The sequence below is a fragment of the Persicobacter diffluens genome (assembly GCF_036244895.1).
GTDB lineage: Bacteria > Bacteroidota > Bacteroidia > Cytophagales > Cyclobacteriaceae > Persicobacter > Persicobacter diffluens.
The window spans coordinates 584,858-602,498 of the sequence record NZ_BQKE01000001.1; the positions used below are offsets into that span (position 1 = coordinate 584,858).

Consider the following 17,641-nt stretch of genomic DNA (forward strand, 5'->3'; position numbering starts at 1 on the left):
ATAAAAGGTGGTGAGGGAAATTCAGGTTGGAGTAGATACAGGAACGAAAAAGCCCGCAGCTTGAAATCAGCTTGGCGGGCTTTGTAATATTATTGATCGCAACAATGGACTTCTAATACTGAAAGCTTCTCTGACGATAAGTCTTTATTCTTTGATAAAGCAGAATATCCAATCTGTTAAGTTCCTGCACTCGCTCCAGAGTTACTGTATCCAATTCTTCCACCTTAATTCTCCCTGCCGTGGCATTGGCCAAAACAGGCTTGAAAGCCGAAATAAAATTGAAGTGTTTTTTAGCCACGGCCAAATCCTGTTCCAGCTGTTCCAATAGACCAACATAGGCATATTCTTGCGTCAGTACCTGAAAAGCCATATCTACCGCAGCATCCCCCAACTCCAACATTTGACCTTCCTCTAATTGGGTAAAGCGATGCACATAATTATTACGTAGCTCCTTGCTAATTTCCAGCGTGATATAGTCTTTTAAGTCCAGCTGCTGCTCGATAACAGCCTGATGAAGGTAGTGGGTCGGACGACGCAAAACGTAATAATAATGAGACACCATCCGATCGATTGGATCTCGGAGAATGGTGAACTTTTTGGTAGCCGGATGGACAAAATCCTTAATCAGGTGCGCCTGATGACCATATAAAAAACGGTATTGGAATCTTTTCTCTTCGGGTAATTTACGGAACAATTCCACCGATTCCAGTGGCGCGCGATTGTCCATGGAAAAGGTTTGAAATCCGGGATATTGTTGTCTGAGGTAGGTAACCACTGAAGTACCTCCGCATTTAGGGACATGCTCGAATAGCAATCGGTGAGGTTGTTTATAAAGAAAGAACCTGACGTCCCAAATATTCTTAAGGCTTTGTTTGATAAGGGTCATTTTAAACTGCTCTGTTCATCTTAAATACCCCTGCCTAGCGTAAAGGTTAAATATCTCTTGATTTTCAAAGAATATTAATGATCAATATTGAATAGTTGATTTTAAGGTAGGTGTTTCATCGCCAAACTCAAGGGCTATCAACAACGCTGGAGCTGGCTAATTTTGTGGTGTTTAGTTTTTTGTCGTGGATGGTGGGGGAGCTGTATGTCTGTTGGAGCGATGATTTTTTTGCCACGAATTACACGAACTTACATGAATCACACGAATGATTTTTATTAATGGCGTTATTAAAAAGTTGATCCGACAAGCTGTTCTGTCCACTGCCCTATTGTTCGTCACCTTCGATTCCAACAACCGCGGCCTTGATCAATGGGCGGAAAGGCGAGGGTTCTGCTGTCGAAAAGAAGGTATCACAGCGACATTTCAGTAAGGTCGTTACTAGTTTGTCGTCTTTTCCAAATGTCGCCTTGATGGATTCCGACAGCAGGTTCTTCGTCCCGCCAACATTGATCACAGCCTTGATTTTTTTGTTTCGTTTTTTATCAAGAAAAAATGAAAAGAAAGACTGGATGCTGATTCATAATTTTGGGCGGGGAAGTGGGTGAGGTGAGTGTTGAGTTGTTTGTTGGAGTGGTGATTTTTTTTTTTTAACCACTAATTACACAAATTATCACGAATGATTTTTATTAATGGCGTTATAAAAAGGTGATCAGACAAGCTGTTCTGTCCACTGCCCTATTGTTCGTTACCTTCGATTCCAATAACCTCGGCCATACAGCTAGACATTTATTGATTTGGGGCAAATTTTCCGATCATGGCTTAAGAAGTGAATCAGGATATACTCGCCCCAATTTTCTATTCTGTAATCAGCTTCTGCGATGCATTCGACTCCTTTTCGAAAAACGGAAATGGATCTGTACCTTTTACCATTGGCATAAGTTTTCAGACGAACATTTTTGTACTTTTTTAACCCATGAGCTATGGATACCGAATATGCAAAAACGACAATAGCCATCATTAACCGACATCTATCTGCTCCCTGAACATTCATTTTTTCAAGGTCAAAACCATTGGTCTTCAAATGTCTGAAACATGTCTCAATTTGCCATCGCTTCCGATAGTCCTCAGCTACTTTATATGCGTTTTTAGATAGATTTGTCAGAAGGAAAATCACAGGTTCCTTTTCCGCATCTTCACTTTTCTTGATGACCATCCGGCAATTGTCTCCGGCTTCAAACTTCATCTTAGCGGACATCGTTTTGCCCTTCACCTTACTATTTATGACTTTTGAAATCATTTGCGCTTTCGTCATAGATTTTTCATTCCACTGATTCTTAAAGTTGCATTCTTTTACCCGAAGCACATATTTAAAGCCGTTATCCTCAAGGTATTTGATGAATTTCTGTCCTGCGTATTCACGATCAGCCAAGAGAATTTTGCCTTCAAGATTGAATAACTTTGACGCCTCTTCAAGCAACTGAATTCTTTCTTCCTGATTACTGATGCCCTTCTTTTCCAGATTCATGAAATAGATCGGCACCGCTACTCCATTATACAAAATGGCCAAGGTCATGAAATGAAAAGTACGATCCCCTTGCGTCCAGCTGGTGCCATCGACCATCAAAAAATCCCCACCTTTGTGCATATGCATGGCGGATAATTGCAATAGATCACTCCATAAATGGGTGTCAGAATATTCCGTAAATATGCGGGTTAAGCGTTTGTAATGGCCAGAGGCGGAAGTACGCTGATTATCTAAAATGCTACCGATGGAATCTTTCACTTTATTAAGACAAACGGTTCCTTTTCGGATGATGCCTAAACTTAGGGCGAGTACATTTTTCCAGCAAGCTTTACCCCATTTTGGAAATTCTTGCGTAAGTTTGCTGTGAAGCGAATTGAACATAGATCTTTGTTGGCGTTGGAACCCAAAGTTACTATTGTTGATTCGCTTTTTACGTTTTTAGGCAAAAATGTCTAGCTGTATGAACCTCGGCCTTGATCAATGGGCGGAAAGGCGAGGGTTCTGCTGTCGAAAAGAAGGCATCACAGCGACATTTCAGCAAGGTCGTTACTAGTTTGTCTCCTTATCCAAATGTCGCCTTGATGGATTCCGACAGCAGGTTCCTCGTCCCGCCAACATTGATCACAGCCTTGATTTTTTCTTTTTCGTTTTTTATCAAGAAAAAATGAAAAAGAAAGGCTGGATGCTGATTCAGAAGTTTTTTTGGAAGTGCGTTGGGTGGGTGTAGTTTTGCTTGTTGGAGCGATGATTTTTTTGCCACGAATTACACGAACTTACATGAATCACACGAATGATTTTTATTAATGGCGTTATTAAAAAGTTGATCCGACAAGCTGTTCTGTCCACTGCCCTATTGTTCGTCACCTTCGATTCCAACAACCGCGGCCTTGATCAATGGGCGGAAAGGCGGGGGTTCTGCTGTCGAAAAGAAGGCATCACAGCGATATTTCAGCAAGGTCGTTACTAGTTTGTCCCCTTATCCAAATGTCGCCTTGATGGATTCCGACAGCAGGTTCCTCGTCCCGCCAACATTGATCACAGCCTTGATTTTTTTGTTTCGTTTTTTATCAAGAAAAAATGAAAAAGAAAAGCCTGAAGCTGATTTGGAAGTTTGGTAGGCGAGGTGGGTTAGGTGGGTGTTTTTTAGTTTGTTGGAGGGGTGATTTTTTGCCACGAATTACACGAATTATCACGAATGATTTTTATTAATGGCGTTATAAAAAGGTGATCAGACAAGCTGTTCTGTCCACTGTTCTATTGTTCGTTACCTTCGATTCCAACAATATGGCCTTGATCAATGGGCGGAAAGGCGAGGGTTCTGCTGTCGAAAAGAAGGCATCACAGCGACATTTCAGCAAGGTCGTTACTAGTTTGTCTCCTTATCCAAATGTCGCCTTGATGGATTCCGACAGCAGGTTCCTCGTCCCGCCAACATTGATCGTAGCCTTGATTTTTTTGTTTCGTTTTTTATCAAGAAAAAATGAAAAAGAAAGGCTGGATGCTGATTCAGAAGTTTTTTTGGAAGTGCGTTGGGTGGGTGTAGTTTTGCTTGTTGGAGCGATGATTTTTTTGCCACGAATTACACCAACTTACATGAATCACACGAATGATTTTTATTAATGGCGTTATTAAAAAGTTGATCCGACAAGCTGTTATGTCCACTGCCCTATTGTTCGTCACCTTGGATTCCAACAATGTGGCCTTGATCAATGGGCGGAAAGGCGGGGGTTCTGCTGTCGAAAAGAAGGCATCACAGCGACATTTCAGCAAGGTCGTTACTAGTTTGTCCCCTTATCCAAATGTCGCCTTGATGGATTCCGACAGCAGGTCCCTCGTCCCGCCAACATTGATCACAGCCTTGATTTTTTTGTTTCGTTTTTTATCAAGAAAAAATGAAAAAGAAAGGCTGGATGCTGATTCAGAAGTTTTTTTGGAAGTGCGTTGGGTGGGTGTAGTTTTGCTTGTTGGAGCGATGATTTTTTTGCCACGAATTACACGAACTTACATGAATCACACGAATGATTTTTATTAATGGCGTTATTAAAAAGTTGATCCGACAAGCTGTTCTGTCCACTGCCCTATTGTTCGTCACCTTGGATTCCAACAATGTGGCCTTGATCAATGGGCGGAAAGGCGAGGGTTCTGCTGTCGAAAAGAAGGCATCACAGCGACATTTCAGCAAGGTCGTTACTAGTTTGTCTCCTTATCCAAATGTCGCCTTGATGGATTCCGACAGCAGGTTCCTCGTCCCGCCAACATTGATCGTAGCCTTGATTTTTTTGTTTCGTTTTTTATCAAGAAAAAATGAAAAAGAAAGGCTGGATGCTGATTCAGAAGTTTTTTTGGAAGTGCGTTGGGTGGGTGTAGTTTTGCTTGTTGGAGCGATGATTTTTTTGCCACGAATTACACGAACTTACATGAATCACACGAATGATTTTTATTAATGGCGTTATTAAAAAGTTGATCCGACAAGCTGTTATGTCCACTGCCCTATTGTTCGTCACCTTGGATTCCAACAATGTGGCCTTGATCAATGGGCGGAAAGGCGGGGGTTCTGCTGTCGAAAAGAAGGCATCACAGCGACATTTCAGCAAGGTCGTTACTAGTTTGTCCCCTTATCCAAATGTCGCCTTGATGGATTCCGACAGCAGGTCCCTCGTCCCGCCAACATTGATCACAGCCTTGATTTTTTTGTTTCGTTTTTTATCAAGAAAAAATGAAAAAGAAAGGCTGGATGCTGATTCAGAAGTTTTTTTGGAAGTGCGTTGGGTGGGTGTAGTTTTGCTTGTTGGAGCGATGATTTTTTTGCCACGAATTACACGAACTTACATGAATCACACGAATGATTTTTATTAATGGCGTTATTAAAAAGTTGATCCGACAAGCTGTTCTGTCCACTGCCCTATTGTTCGTCACCTTGGATTCCAACAATGTGGCCTTGATCAATGGGCGGAAAGGCGAGGGTTCTGCTGTCGAAAAGAAGGCATCACAGCGACATTTCAGCAAGGTCGTTAGTAGTTTGTCCCCTTATCCAAATGTCGCCTTGATGGATTCCGACAGCAGGTTCCTCGTCCCGCCAACATTGATCACAGCCTTGATTTTTTTGTTTCGTTTTTTATCAAGAAAAAATGAAAAAGAAAAGCCTGAAGCTGATTTAGAAGTTTGGTAGGGGAGGAGGATTAGGTGGGTGTTTTTTAGTTTGTTGGAGGGGTGATTTTTTTTTCACCACTAATTACACAAATTATCACTAATTATTTTTGATAGTACTGAGAGGAAGAGAAGGTGGTGAATAGGGGGGTATTAAGATGGATTGATGTTGAAATTGGAGTGATGATTTTTTTATTAAGCAAAAGACTGAGAATTAGAAGGAGGTGATTAAGGAGGGCTGAATTACGAATTGTGGAGCATTGAAACGTCTGCCGCCTTACATTCACATTATTTGAAAAAATAGGAATTCAAGCTAATAAAGTGATCAAATTACTTTTTGTAAAATGCTTTAGCTACCTTTGCAGTCGAAAAAAATACGATAAAAGTTTGAAAGCTAGAGGTCTTAAAAAAGATAAGGTAAATGTGATTACTTTGGGATGTTCCAAAAACCTGGTAGATTCTGAGGTGATGATCACACAGTTGAAGGGCAACAATATTGATGTGGAGCATGAGTCTGAAAAGAATGACTCCAATATTGTCATCGTCAATACCTGCGGATTCATAGCCAATGCCAAGCAGGAATCCATTGATATGATTCTGAAATTTGCCGAGGAAAAAGAAGCCGGAAATATTGATAAACTGTTCGTGACGGGTTGTCTATCTCAGCGATATAAAGAAGAATTAACCGCTGAAATCCCAACGGTTGACGCCTTTTTTGGTACCAATGAGGTTCCAGCCTTATTGCAACGATTTAAAGCCGATTATAAGGCAGATCTTTTGGGAGATCGGGTGACCACTACTTCGAACCATTATTCCTATTTAAAGATTGCAGAGGGCTGTGATCGCCCTTGTTCTTTCTGTGCCATTCCGATTATGCGCGGAAAGCACGTTTCTCAGCCCATTGAGAATCTGGTCAAGCAAGCAGAGAATTTGGCCAAGAATGGCACCAAAGAACTTTTGTTGATTGCCCAGGATTTGACCTACTATGGTTTGGATATTTATAAAAAACGCAATCTAGCGGATTTATTACGTCATCTTTCAGACGTCAATGGTATTGACTGGATTCGTCTGCATTATGCCTATCCGGCGGGATTCCCAATGGATGTAATTGACGTAATGGCAGAGCGCGATAATATTTGTAATTACCTGGATATTCCATTGCAGCACGGTTCGTCCAATGTGCTGAAAGCCATGCGCCGTGGCATTGACCGCCCAAAAACGGAGCAGCTGATCACTGATATTCGCGAAAGAGTACCGGAAATTGCCATCCGTACTACCATGATTGCCGGCCACCCAGGCGAAACGGAGGCTGATCATGAAGAGATGCTGAGATTTGTGGAGAAAATGCGTTTTGAGCGTTTGGGTATCTTTACTTATTCTCATGAGGAAAACACCCATGCATTCTCTATGGAAGACAGCCTTTCTGAGGAAATCAAACAAGCCAGAGCCAATGAGGTGATGCAGCTACAGGAAGGGATTTCAATGGAGCTGAATCAGGCAAAAATTGGGCGTATTTACAAGACGATGATTGACCGTAAAGAAGGTGGTTATTGGGTAGGCCGAACAGAATTTGACTCCCCGGAGGTAGACAATGAGGTGTTGATTCCTGCCAATGATTACCTATTGCGTTTGGGAGATTTTGCCAATATTGAAATTGAAGATGCCTCTGAGTTTGACCTATTCGGAAAACCAGTTTAAAGCGTTTTACACTATATTTTCAGGCCGGTTATGTTATTAACCGGCCTTTTTTATTTATGGTGTGTGTATCAGCTGAAGTAATCACCACTAAATTCAGCCGCTTTTTTCTAAGGACTTTTAGGACTGTGTCTTTCGAGTGGTCTTACTGTTTTTTTGTCGGCCCAAATTTGGGCAAGCTTGCTTTCCCCTCATTCATCTGCTTCGTTGGAAAAAACTCGAAATAGGAAACTTTTCCTTCATTTTTCCGCCTTGCCCCTAAACGAGGAGTAATCCAGAAAAAATCGACTAAAATGCAGCAGGGCAGTATCACGAAAAATTGAGGAGGGCAGCATGGCAAAAGGCTTATTTTTGTAAGAATAAAAAGTTTATTGTTGAATTGTAATCCGAAATCAATTCCAATCCTTCAAATTTGCCTTGTGAGGCGCGGTTTTTCACCCGATCAAAAGCATATTGCAGGATGAGATTAATACTGACCTTTCTTTTAACAATGGTGGCCGGCATTGCTTTTTCCCAAAAATATGGGGTGAAGATTGGGCCCAATATCACTAATCATAAGATTTCTGCCAGTAATGATGTGGATTTTCTATCCATGGACGAGCAATGGGGAATTTCTGGGGAGTTTTTTGCCGATTGGGATTTAGGGGAAGATATTTCCTTTTATACCGGCCTGAGTGTACAGTCTTTTGGGGCAAAGAGCAAATATGAGTTTGATGATGTGGTGACAGAAGAGGAAATTCAGGCTTATTATCTGCAACTTCCCATGCGATTCAGGGCTAATCTACAACTGGAGGAGCATTTAAGTGCTTATGCATTTGCCGGTCCATATGTGGCAAGATCACTTAGTGCTAAAAGAGATACGCCTGCACCAAATAGTGCTCAGATTGGTGGTTCCCCCTCCATGGCAACCTCTCCTGAGCAGTTGAAACCGGAAATGAACCCATGGGACTTTGGATTTTCTTTTGGGGGTGGGGCTTTTTATAGACAGCTGGTCTTCGAAGTGAAGTATGATATGGGAGTGACCAATGTATGGAAGTTGGAAGAACCGATTATACGTAAATCGAACTACTCCTTCAGCATGATGTTCGGATATATATTTTAGACTAAAATGCTTTGCGTCATTAATAGGAAGGTTTAAAGGGGTAAGTTGTTTTTAATAAATGCTTTAACGGGTGTTTGGTGCTAGCCATGTAGATTTTGGAGAGAATAGTAGAGGTGAATAGTGCAATATTTTATATAAATAAACTATATTTACTTCACCATTTCATTAACACCCATTATCATGAAAAACCTATTTACACTTATAGCACTTCTTTGCTGTATTTCAATATCACCGGCTTTAGCTCAAAAGCATAAGTACAAAAAAAAGCAAAAAAGAAAGTATAAACCGGAATCCCGGATGCACAATAAAGTGTTTATTGGCGGAGATTTTGCAAAAATGCAGGTTTTTGAAGGCAACAGGACCTATGAAGGTAACCCGATGAAGGGAGGTCATTTAGGCTATGTGCACTTTTTTCCTATTCATCCGGTAGTAGGAATAGAGACAGGGGCTATTTTCTCCATATATGGTATTGATCCAGCAGCGACTAATGGTATTGCCGACTATACTTTTGCAGATAATATGCTGATGGATATTTCCATTCCAGTTACCGCAAAAGGGACGTTTATGGTTCGGGAAGGGGTATTTTTATCCGGTTTTCTGGGTCCCTATATTGGAATGGTCAGAGGTAGAACCGGCTCCATTGATTATCAGGGAGGGGACTTTTATAACGGTAGTTTAAGACCAGAAGAAGATGAAGATGCCATGTACCACCAATTAGATGCTGGTGTAACGTTGGGAGGTTCCATACGCGTAAAGCGAATTGATTTTGGCCTGAGCTATAACATTGGTTTAATGGATGTCAATGGTGATACTTATTCAGAAGCGAAATTTGAAAAGCGATTGATGCGTTTAAGCGTCGGTTTTTGTTTTTAACCCGGATCATTCGGTGTGTAATTCATTTTTTTGATGGATGTTGGGCGGGTTGTTTAGTTTGAATAACCATAATTTGTGTGCTTAGAGCGTGTTTGACAGCCAAAATTCGCAGCGAATATTTGATTATTGCAGAGGCGATCGCCCGATTATTTTGAGAGAATAGCAGCGCTATTGTTGAGAATTTATCCAAAATCGCTTCCAATCATTCGAATTTGCAGTCGGAGGGTGCGCTTTTAAACACGCTTTTAGTGTATTGAAAATAATCTTGTTGATCCTAGTGAAGTATAATTCGGCTTAACACGGCTTTTTCATAAAACTATAAATGAGAAATTTATAGGAATGACCTAGTTCCTAATGAGAGTCTATTTGATTTGAGCGCTTTTTGATGAGTTAGCTTTCTATCTTTTTCAGCATTGACTTTATAGTATAAAATCTTCCACATCAATAATCCGGCCTTGATCAATGTGCGGATAGACAAAGGCTCTGTTGGCGACAAGAAGACATCACAGCGGCATTTTAACCATATTTCACCAGTTTCCTGCCTTGTCCAAATGTCGCCTTGATGGATTCCGGCAGCAGGTTCTTTGTCCCGCCGACATTGATCACAGCCTTGATTTTTTTGTTTCGTTTTTTATCAAGAAAAAATGAAAAAGAAACGATTGATTATTCAATATAAGGTATTGAATGACTGATCTAGCTTTTTATGAAAAAGCCCTGTTCAGCTTAATAAACAGGCATATAAATCAACTTTAAGTACCCTACCCTACAAAGAAAAAATCCCCAAACAATAATTTGAATGGGGATTTCTATTCATTTATGCTCGCATAAATTGAGGAAAAAGTCTACTTATAGCTATTATTCAAATAGCGCCGCTATTTCTGCTCCATCCAGTTGTTTTAACAGGGCCCCATCCGTGGAGATAAGCTCTTCAGCCAAATGCTTTTTCTTTTCCTGTAAATTCAAAATCTTTTCCTCAATGCTGTTTTTGCAGATCAGTTTATAGGTGAAGACGGTTTTGTCCTGTCCGATTCGGTGGCTACGGTCTATGGCCTGTTGCTCTACTGCCGGATTCCACCATGGATCGACCAAAAAGACATAAGAAGCCTCGGTAAGGTTCAGGCCAAAACCACCCGCCTTCAGACTAATCAGGAAGGCGGCTTTGTCTTCCTCCGTCTTGAATTGCTCCACCAGCTGTTCCCGGTCTTTGCTTTTTCCTGTAAGTTTTACCGTGCCAATGTTTTGCTCATGGAGCGCCTGTTCAATCAGGTCCAGCATTCCAGTGAAAAAAGAAAAGACCAATATTTTATGCCCCTCCCGATGAATCTCCTTGATTTTGGATAGCAGCATTTCTAATTTGATGCCTGAGGAGCGAACCTCTTCTCCCTCTGTGATCAGTTGAGGGCTATTGCATATTTGCCTCAATTTAGATAAACCCTGTAAAACAGTCAGGGGGCTAGAGATTCCTCCTTCTGATTCATTGTCCAGGATTTCCTCACGAATTTTGTTTTTGTAGTAATCATACACCTGCTGCTGTTCTTCCTCCATTTCACAATAAAGGGTGGTTTCTATTTTTTCCGGCAGGTCCCTGGCCACTTCTTCTTTTTTCCTCCTTAGCATAAATGGGTAGACCATTTCCCTTAATTGGCGGGCAGCATGTTCATTTTTATCTTTATCTATGGGCTGTGCAAAGGTCTTTTTGAAATGACTCATGGTCCCCAACATGCCGGGATTAATAAAATCCATCTGCGCATATAAATCAAAAGTATTGTTCTCCACCGGTGTACCGGTCATAATCAATCGGTAGCGTGTTTTTAGCTGCTTGATGGCTTTGGTGGTGAGTGCCGCCGGGTTTTTAATGGCTTGTGATTCATCCAGTATGGTATATAAAAAAGTTTGCTTTTTCAGCAGCAAAATATCCTGACGCACGGTGGCATAGGTCGAAAGCAGCAGGTCGTAGTCCGCCCAGGCTTCACCGCTTTTATCTCGAAGCGCGCCCTGATGTACATAGGCGCTCAGGCTAGGGGCAAATTTTTCTATTTCCCGCTGCCAGTTAAATAATAATGACTTTGGTACCACGATCAGAGATTGTTGCCCGGCATGCTCCTGATGTGTTTTTAGTAGCATGGCCAATACCTGTACGGTTTTTCCCAGTCCCATATCATCTGCCAGGCAGGCTCCCCAACCAATCTGCTGTAGGCTGTTCAGCCATTGAAAACCGCTTTGTTGATAAGGCCGAAGGGTGGCCTGAAAGTCTTTGGGTAATTCCGGTATAGTCTCGCTCGAGTGCCAGTTTTTGAGTTGGTCTATTTTTTCCAAATGCTTTTCAATATGCTCCTGTTGTGCTAATTCCTCCTGATAGCGTCGGATCAGGTGTACATCAAAAGCACTTAGCTCAAAACCTGTTTTTGTAATGCGTGCCCCTCGGAAAAGATCCATATATTGATCCAGCCAGCTTTCGGGCAGGAGCCCACGGTTCCCATCCGAGAGCATCACATAGTTTTGCTTGCGATCAATGGCTTTTTTGATATCAGCAATGGCCACCCGCTGCTCACCAAAGTGTACTTCTGCTTTTAGGTCAAACCAGTCTTCTCCACTGGAAGAGTTGAGCATCATTTTGGGGTAATGTGCCGAAAAATTGAAGGACTTCAGGTTGGTCTCTCCATAAACGATCACCCCATCTTCCTTCCATCTTTCTATAGCTTTTAAAAACCAAAAGCCGTCCAGGGCCTCATTAAAGGATAAAAATTTGTCATTTTGCCGTTGCCTGCCAAAGCGCGGGTGCATTTGGGTCAGAGAATCCAGAAAAGCCGCTTCCCCTGTGAGGTCCCGATGGAAGGCGATTGTCCCTTTTGGGGAGGCAAACATGATGGATTGCTGTTCTGAAAGAGAAAATTCCTTGTAAAATTCCCCAATTTCATAGCCAACGCGAGGTTTTATCAATAAAAAGCCGTCCAGTGTATCCAGATAAAGAATTCTGTTTTTTAGGGCCTGATACTTCAGCCCCCGGGCAGCCTTCCATTCCTCTGGAAACTGGATGTCATATTGGCTTTCCAGCCGGACGATAACGGATAAATCCAGAGAATGAAAACTTTTTTTATCCAAAGAAAGTGTTTCCTCAAGCTTTAAATCATGCAACAATAACGCTTGTTCTCTGGGGAATAATACCAGTAAATCCTTTTCACACAACCATAATCCAAGTCCCAGGGATTTCTTCAGTTGATAGCTTCGTTGACCGTAGATTATCCTGGCCCGAATTTGTATTTTTTGATTTACCTTTTGCTGTTCTAAAGTTAATTTGAAATGCTCTATCCAGCGTAGTTCCCGGGCTTTTTCATGCAATTTGGGATGATCAGGTCGTGCATTTTCAGGCAATAAATAAGGCGTTAGATTCACCAGACGGTTGCGGTTTTCCCACATCAGCTCATGTGCCTCTATTAACTCCTGACGTTTGGGAGTATAGTCCGATGGTTTACGTTTCCTTTGTAGAAAATTCAGCCAATCCAGCGGCATGATGCGCTCAAAACCACTAGCAAAATAGGCGGCGGCATCATCGGATTTCTTAAAATCCTTTTTGCTTCGAAGGAATCGTGGCGCCTGTATCAATTGGTCTTTCGCATTCACCTTTGAAGTAAAGCCAATGATATTCGGCCAGCTGTCCGGAATGTGTGTTCCATGAAAAACCGCCAAAGCCGGAACCCTTTTTAAACCAAAAATTACCCTATAAAAATCTCCTTGCATATACCTGAGTATTGATGAAAAATTGGAAATCGTTTTTATCCGGATTATTCATGCTAAAATCTTCGTATAGCGCTGCCAGGCAGGAAAAATGAAGGGGTTTTCCCTATTCCGAGCTTTTCCATGGGAAGCAGAGGAATGAGGAGAAAGCAAGATTTCCCCAATTTATGCTATTAAAAAACCAGTCAACCCATCCCTGATGCTGTTAATGAATAACTAAATCCAGCGGTGAATAATTCGGCTTTAAAGATATTTATATAATTGGGGAGAGGCAAGTCCTTTTATTCGGGATAGGGGCTCACCAATAAAGCTTGGTGGTGGATTCATCCTTTCAAAAGTCAGTAGAACAACATTCCCCAAAACGGACTCCCTACTTTTTTTGTTCTTAGCACAATATGTAGATATTTGCTGCGGACAATTTAAGCTCAAAAAATAATCATGACTACTACAAAAATCGCCCTGAAGGATACCAAGCGTTTTTCCTCCCTTTTCCTGGATTATTTGGATCAAAAACCGGAATTAAGCCCCTTCTATCATCGATTTCCTACAGTAGAAAACTTCGGAGAACAGCTCAGGGAAAAGGCTGCTTCCTTTCCGATGGCGCACCGGATGATTACCGCACAGGTTTTGCGTAACCAATACGCTTCTTTGCAGCGTTTTGATGCGGTGAAGGAAAATTTGCGATTAATGATGAAGGATAAAAATACCTTCACCATTACTACGGGCCATCAGCTGAATATCTTCACCGGACCCTTATATTTTATTTTCAAAATTGTATCGGTGATCAATACCTGTAAGGCGCTAAAAGAAGCCTATCCGGAATATAATTTTGTGCCGGTTTACTGGATGGCTTCCGAAGATCATGATTTTGCCGAGATTGCCTATTTCCATCTTTTTGGGAAAAAATATCAGTGGGAAACAGAGCAGTCCGGAGCCGTGGGGCGAATGAATCCACAGGAATTGAAGGCTGTTCTGGAAGCACTGCCAGAGGCTTTGCCTTTGTTTGAAGAAGCCTATTTGAAAAAGAAAACTTTGGCGGAAGCAGTAGCACACTATGTGAATGAATTGTTCGGAAAAGATGGTCTGTTAGTGCTGGATGCGGACAATAATGGATTGAAATCTTTGTTTCGCCCGGTGATTCGCAAAGATCTTTTTGAGAATGAGGCGCAGCAAATTGTACAGCAAACTTCAGAAGAGCTGGTCAATGCCGGATATAAAGCACAGGTGCACCCCCGGGAAATCAATTTCTTCTATTTGATGAAGGATGTTCGGGAGCGTTTGGTCAAGAATGAAAATGGCGATTTTGAAGTACTGAATAAAGGCTGGACGATGAGTGCCAAAGAGATTGATCAACTCATTGAGAAATCTCCGGAAAGATTTAGCCCTAATGTAGTAATGCGCCCACTGTATCAGGAATGGATTCTACCGAATTTGGGATATTGCGGTGGTCCCGGGGAGTTGGCTTATTGGTTGCAGCTAAAGCCCATGTTTGAGCATTTCAAAGTGCCTTTTCCGATTTTGTTGCCTCGTCATTTCGGCATGATTTTCAGTAAGAATTTGCAACATAAATGGGAGAAGATCGGCCTGCCGGCAGATGAGATTTTCCGAAATGCGGAGGATATCAAAGCCGATTACATCAATAAAGAATCGGAGCAGGAAATCAATCTGGAGGAGAATTTAAAGGCTTTAGCGGAGGTGTTTGCCGCCATTAAATCAAAAGCCCACGAGGTGGATCAAAGCCTGGAAGGCTTTATTGGGGCAGAGGAAGCCAAAGCTTTGAAAAGTTTGAATAATATCGAAAAGCGATTGAAAAAATCGGAAGAGCGCAAGCATGAAACGGGTCTGAAGCAAATCGACAGCGTATTGGAAAAACTATTTCCGGGCGGTGGCTTACAGGAGCGTCATGATAACTTTCTAAATTTCTATTTGAATAATGAGGATTTCCTGGAAGAACTGAAAGCAGCTTTCATTGCTTTTGATTTTAGATTCAATGTAATGAGCTAGACCAAGCAGAGCAAATCCTTGTGATCGATTACGATTGCAGGGATTTTTTATATCGATAAACCTTTTGCTGTTGGGCTTTTATGCGTCCTGTGTAAAGGAAGATGAGCAGTAATGCCAGCCCGAAAATTATACTCAAAGGGTAAAACCAGTTGGCCGGTAAACCTAAACCACCCTGACTTAAAGGCGCACCCAAAAGATATGCACTGCATACCACCGACATAAAAGTAGCCGGAATGGAGGAGATCCAATGGATTTTTTCGGATCGTTGTAAATAAACGGCGATCGTCCACAATACCAAAACTGCCAGAAGCTGATTGGTGATTCCCAAATATTTCCAGATGGTGGTAAAGTCCAGTTGACTCATAAAAAAAGCAAGCAGAAAAAGGGGAATGCTGATCATAAGCCGGTTTTTGATCGCTCCCTGATCCCATTGGAATATGTCTGCCAATATGAGTCTGGCCGAACGGAAGGCGGTATCACCGGTGCTGATCGGGCAGGCCACCACCCCAATGAGCGCTAATAGTCCGCCGACTTTTCCCATCCAACTATTGCAAATTTCGCTCACCACCCAGGCCGGTCCATGTCCGGCTATTTGCATTTCCCGGTTCAGCCCTTCTACATCTCCAAAATAGGTCATGGCGGCCATGGCCCAAATCATCGCCAGTATTCCTTCGGCGATCATGGCGCCATAAAAAGCCATTCGCCCCTCTTTTTCATTGCTAAGGGTGCGTGCCATCATGGGTGCCTGCGTAGAATGAAAGCCTGAAAGTGCGCCGCAGGAAATCACAATGAACAACATTGGGAACAGCAGGTGAACTTCAGGCTGGTAATGGGCATTGGATAAATGGCGCCAATGGAGTTCCGGCATTTGGACGGATCCACTAAATTCTCCCAGCAGCATGGTCCCTGCCACACCGAGCGCCATGATCATCAAAACGATTCCAAAGATGGGATATACTCTTCCAATAATTTTGTCAATCGGCAACAGGGTGGCCAACAGATAATAAGCAAAAATACCATACAGCCAATAGACCAGCCCACCGCCAGTGTAGGAGGTCAATAAATCTGCAGGCCCTGCCACAAATGCGACCCCCACTATTAATAATAGCAATAAGGAAAGGATGCGCATAGCCTGCCGGCCGGCCGGCCCCAAATATTTTCCGACCACTTCAGGAATAGAGGCACCACCCATTCGGAGTGAAAGCATGCCGGAGAAATAATCATGGACTGCACCCATAAAGATGCAGCCAATCACTATCCAGAGGAAGGCCATCGGGCCATAAAGCGCTCCAAGTACGGCTCCGAAAATGGGACCCAGACCGGCAATATTCAGGAACTCAATCAGGAATACTTTCCATAAGGGCATAGGCTGAAAATCCACACCGTCTTCCTTGCTAAAGGCAGGAGTCTGCCGCTTTGGGTCGGCTTCAAACAGGCGTTCCATCCAGCGGCCATACAAAAAATATCCGGTGATCAGGGCGGCAATAGCAATAAAAAATGTCCACATGGGGTTAATAACTTTTTAGAAAACAGCTTGAATGGAGATGATATTGGTCAGATAGCCAATGCTATTTCTCATTAAATTCGGGATTTATTCAATTAAAGTCAATAGCCCATTTTTTATGAACATTTCCCCCCTGAATAGTTTGCCTTTTGTGTTGATTTGTGCTGACGAAAGTGCTTTTTTTGTACAAAATTAATATCGGACATGTGTGAAGAGCAACTCCCTACGAAAGATAAATCTGACCAAAAATCCGCGGTGAAGATCGCTCCTTTCAGGAAAAATATCTTGAAAACGTCACATCATCGCCATAATAAATATTTTGAGCTCATCTTCTTTTCAGATGCGGAAGGCTATCATAAAATAGATGATATTAATTACCCTATTCATGCACCTTGTATGTTTTTTGTAGGGAAGGATCAGTTACATTCTTTTGATATGCCCAGGGAAGCGGAAGGCCATGTCATGATTTTTAAAGAGGCCTTCTTGGAAGATATGCTGGATATTGATCTGTTGGTGCTTTTCAGAAAGTTCCAGGCAGAAGATTTAACCAGGCTTCGTAAGGCTGCTCCTTATGAATTATTATTCCAGCAACTTTCGGAAGCTTTGCAACAAAGTGGTTCTTGGCAAAAGCAAATCGTACAGGGTTTACTCAAAACGTATTTAGCCTTAGCCTCTCAGGAAGAAGGCGACAGTAAGAAGGAAGAATACCAGTTGAAATTTTCTGAATTTCAAAAATTGTTACAAGGACAGGAATTTCCGGAGCGTTCTGTGAAGTACTATGCGCAGGAACTGAACATTTCCCCACAACGTCTGAATCAAATTTGTCAAAAAGCGGCTCAACGAAATGCAGGTGCGCTGATCGAAGAGTATTTGCTGCTTCAGGTTAAACGCTGGCTGATAACATCGGAGGAGTCTATTGCAGAATTGGCCTACAGGTTCCATTTTCCTGATGCTTCTTATTTTGGGAAGTTTTTCAAAAGGCAGACGGGACTTACTCCAAAACAGTTTAAGTCTGAACAATAATAGCACGATCTGACTTTGAAAAAATCAATATTAATGCAAATTTAATCTTGATTTTCAAATTGACCACTTTTTGGGAAAATTGCACCATTTTGTCCATCAAGTCTGCCCTAATTTTGTAATAGGGGATTTGGATAATTCCCTATGTGC

14 protein-coding genes are annotated in these 17,641 nt (G+C 42.1%); 10 read left to right on the plus strand and 4 right to left on the minus strand.

Going from position 1 to position 17,641, the window contains the following annotated elements; all coding sequences use genetic code 11:
* Positions 1-112: 112 nt before the first annotated feature.
* Positions 113-886 (minus strand): sulfotransferase family 2 domain-containing protein, encoded by a 774-nt coding sequence (locus AAA970_RS02450; protein WP_338235848.1) that lies wholly within the window; start codon positions 884-886, stop codon positions 113-115.
* A gap of 778 nt (positions 887-1,664) precedes the next feature.
* Complete coding sequence (locus tag AAA970_RS02455; RefSeq protein ID WP_338235849.1) at positions 1,665-2,792, minus strand: transposase; 1,128 nt, start codon at positions 2,790-2,792, stop codon at positions 1,665-1,667.
* A gap of 903 nt (positions 2,793-3,695) precedes the next feature.
* Here AAA970_RS02455 and AAA970_RS02460 point away from each other — a divergent pair.
* From AAA970_RS02460 to AAA970_RS02495, 8 genes are all read left to right on the plus strand, one after another.
* Positions 3,696-4,031, plus strand: coding sequence for a hypothetical protein (locus tag AAA970_RS02460; protein ID WP_338235850.1), 336 nt, complete (start codon positions 3,696-3,698; stop codon positions 4,029-4,031).
* Complete coding sequence (locus tag AAA970_RS02465; protein WP_338235851.1) at positions 4,018-4,443, plus strand: hypothetical protein; 426 nt, start codon at positions 4,018-4,020, stop codon at positions 4,441-4,443. Before AAA970_RS02460 ends, AAA970_RS02465 begins: the two co-directional genes overlap by 14 nt.
* Complete coding sequence (locus AAA970_RS02470; protein ID WP_338235852.1) at positions 4,430-4,855, plus strand: hypothetical protein; 426 nt, start codon at positions 4,430-4,432, stop codon at positions 4,853-4,855. The genes AAA970_RS02465 and AAA970_RS02470 overlap by 14 nt, the downstream gene beginning before the upstream one ends.
* Positions 4,842-5,267: a hypothetical protein gene (locus tag AAA970_RS02475; protein ID WP_338235851.1), complete on the plus strand. Its 426-nt coding sequence runs from the start codon at positions 4,842-4,844 to the stop codon at positions 5,265-5,267. The genes AAA970_RS02470 and AAA970_RS02475 overlap by 14 nt, the downstream gene beginning before the upstream one ends.
* Positions 5,254-5,580: a hypothetical protein gene (locus tag AAA970_RS02480; protein ID WP_338235853.1), complete on the plus strand. Its 327-nt coding sequence runs from the start codon at positions 5,254-5,256 to the stop codon at positions 5,578-5,580. The genes AAA970_RS02475 and AAA970_RS02480 overlap by 14 nt, the downstream gene beginning before the upstream one ends.
* 365 nt (positions 5,581-5,945) lie before the next feature.
* Complete coding sequence (rimO, locus tag AAA970_RS02485) at positions 5,946-7,256, plus strand: 30S ribosomal protein S12 methylthiotransferase RimO (RefSeq protein WP_338235854.1); 1,311 nt, start codon at positions 5,946-5,948, stop codon at positions 7,254-7,256.
* Positions 7,257-7,713: 457 nt separating this feature from the next.
* A complete protein-coding gene (locus AAA970_RS02490) occupies positions 7,714-8,355 on the plus strand; it encodes an outer membrane beta-barrel protein (protein WP_338235855.1) in 642 nt (213 codons plus the stop codon).
* Between the two features lie 180 nt (positions 8,356-8,535).
* Positions 8,536-9,228, plus strand: a complete 693-nt coding sequence (locus AAA970_RS02495) for an outer membrane beta-barrel protein (protein WP_338235856.1) — start codon at positions 8,536-8,538, stop codon at positions 9,226-9,228.
* A gap of 855 nt (positions 9,229-10,083) precedes the next feature.
* Here the strand turns inward: AAA970_RS02495 and AAA970_RS02500 are convergent.
* Positions 10,084-12,966 carry a DEAD/DEAH box helicase gene (locus tag AAA970_RS02500; RefSeq protein WP_338235857.1) on the minus strand — a complete coding sequence of 961 codons (2,883 nt, stop codon included), beginning with the start codon at positions 12,964-12,966 and terminating at the stop codon, positions 10,084-10,086.
* A gap of 435 nt (positions 12,967-13,401) precedes the next feature.
* Between AAA970_RS02500 and bshC the strand changes: the two genes are divergently transcribed.
* Positions 13,402-14,967, plus strand: coding sequence for a bacillithiol biosynthesis cysteine-adding enzyme BshC (gene bshC, locus AAA970_RS02505; RefSeq protein WP_338235858.1), 1,566 nt, complete (start codon positions 13,402-13,404; stop codon positions 14,965-14,967).
* Positions 14,968-14,995: 28 nt separating this feature from the next.
* Here bshC and AAA970_RS02510 read toward each other — a convergent pair whose 3' ends face one another.
* Positions 14,996-16,474, minus strand: a complete 1,479-nt coding sequence (locus AAA970_RS02510) for a carbon starvation CstA family protein (RefSeq protein ID WP_338235859.1) — start codon at positions 16,472-16,474, stop codon at positions 14,996-14,998.
* Positions 16,475-16,675: 201 nt separating this feature from the next.
* Here AAA970_RS02510 and AAA970_RS02515 point away from each other — a divergent pair, with 201 nt between their 5' ends.
* Entirely contained in the window at positions 16,676-17,494 is an 819-nt protein-coding gene (locus AAA970_RS02515; protein ID WP_060685412.1) for a helix-turn-helix domain-containing protein, read from the plus strand.
* Positions 17,495-17,641 lie beyond the last annotated feature (147 nt).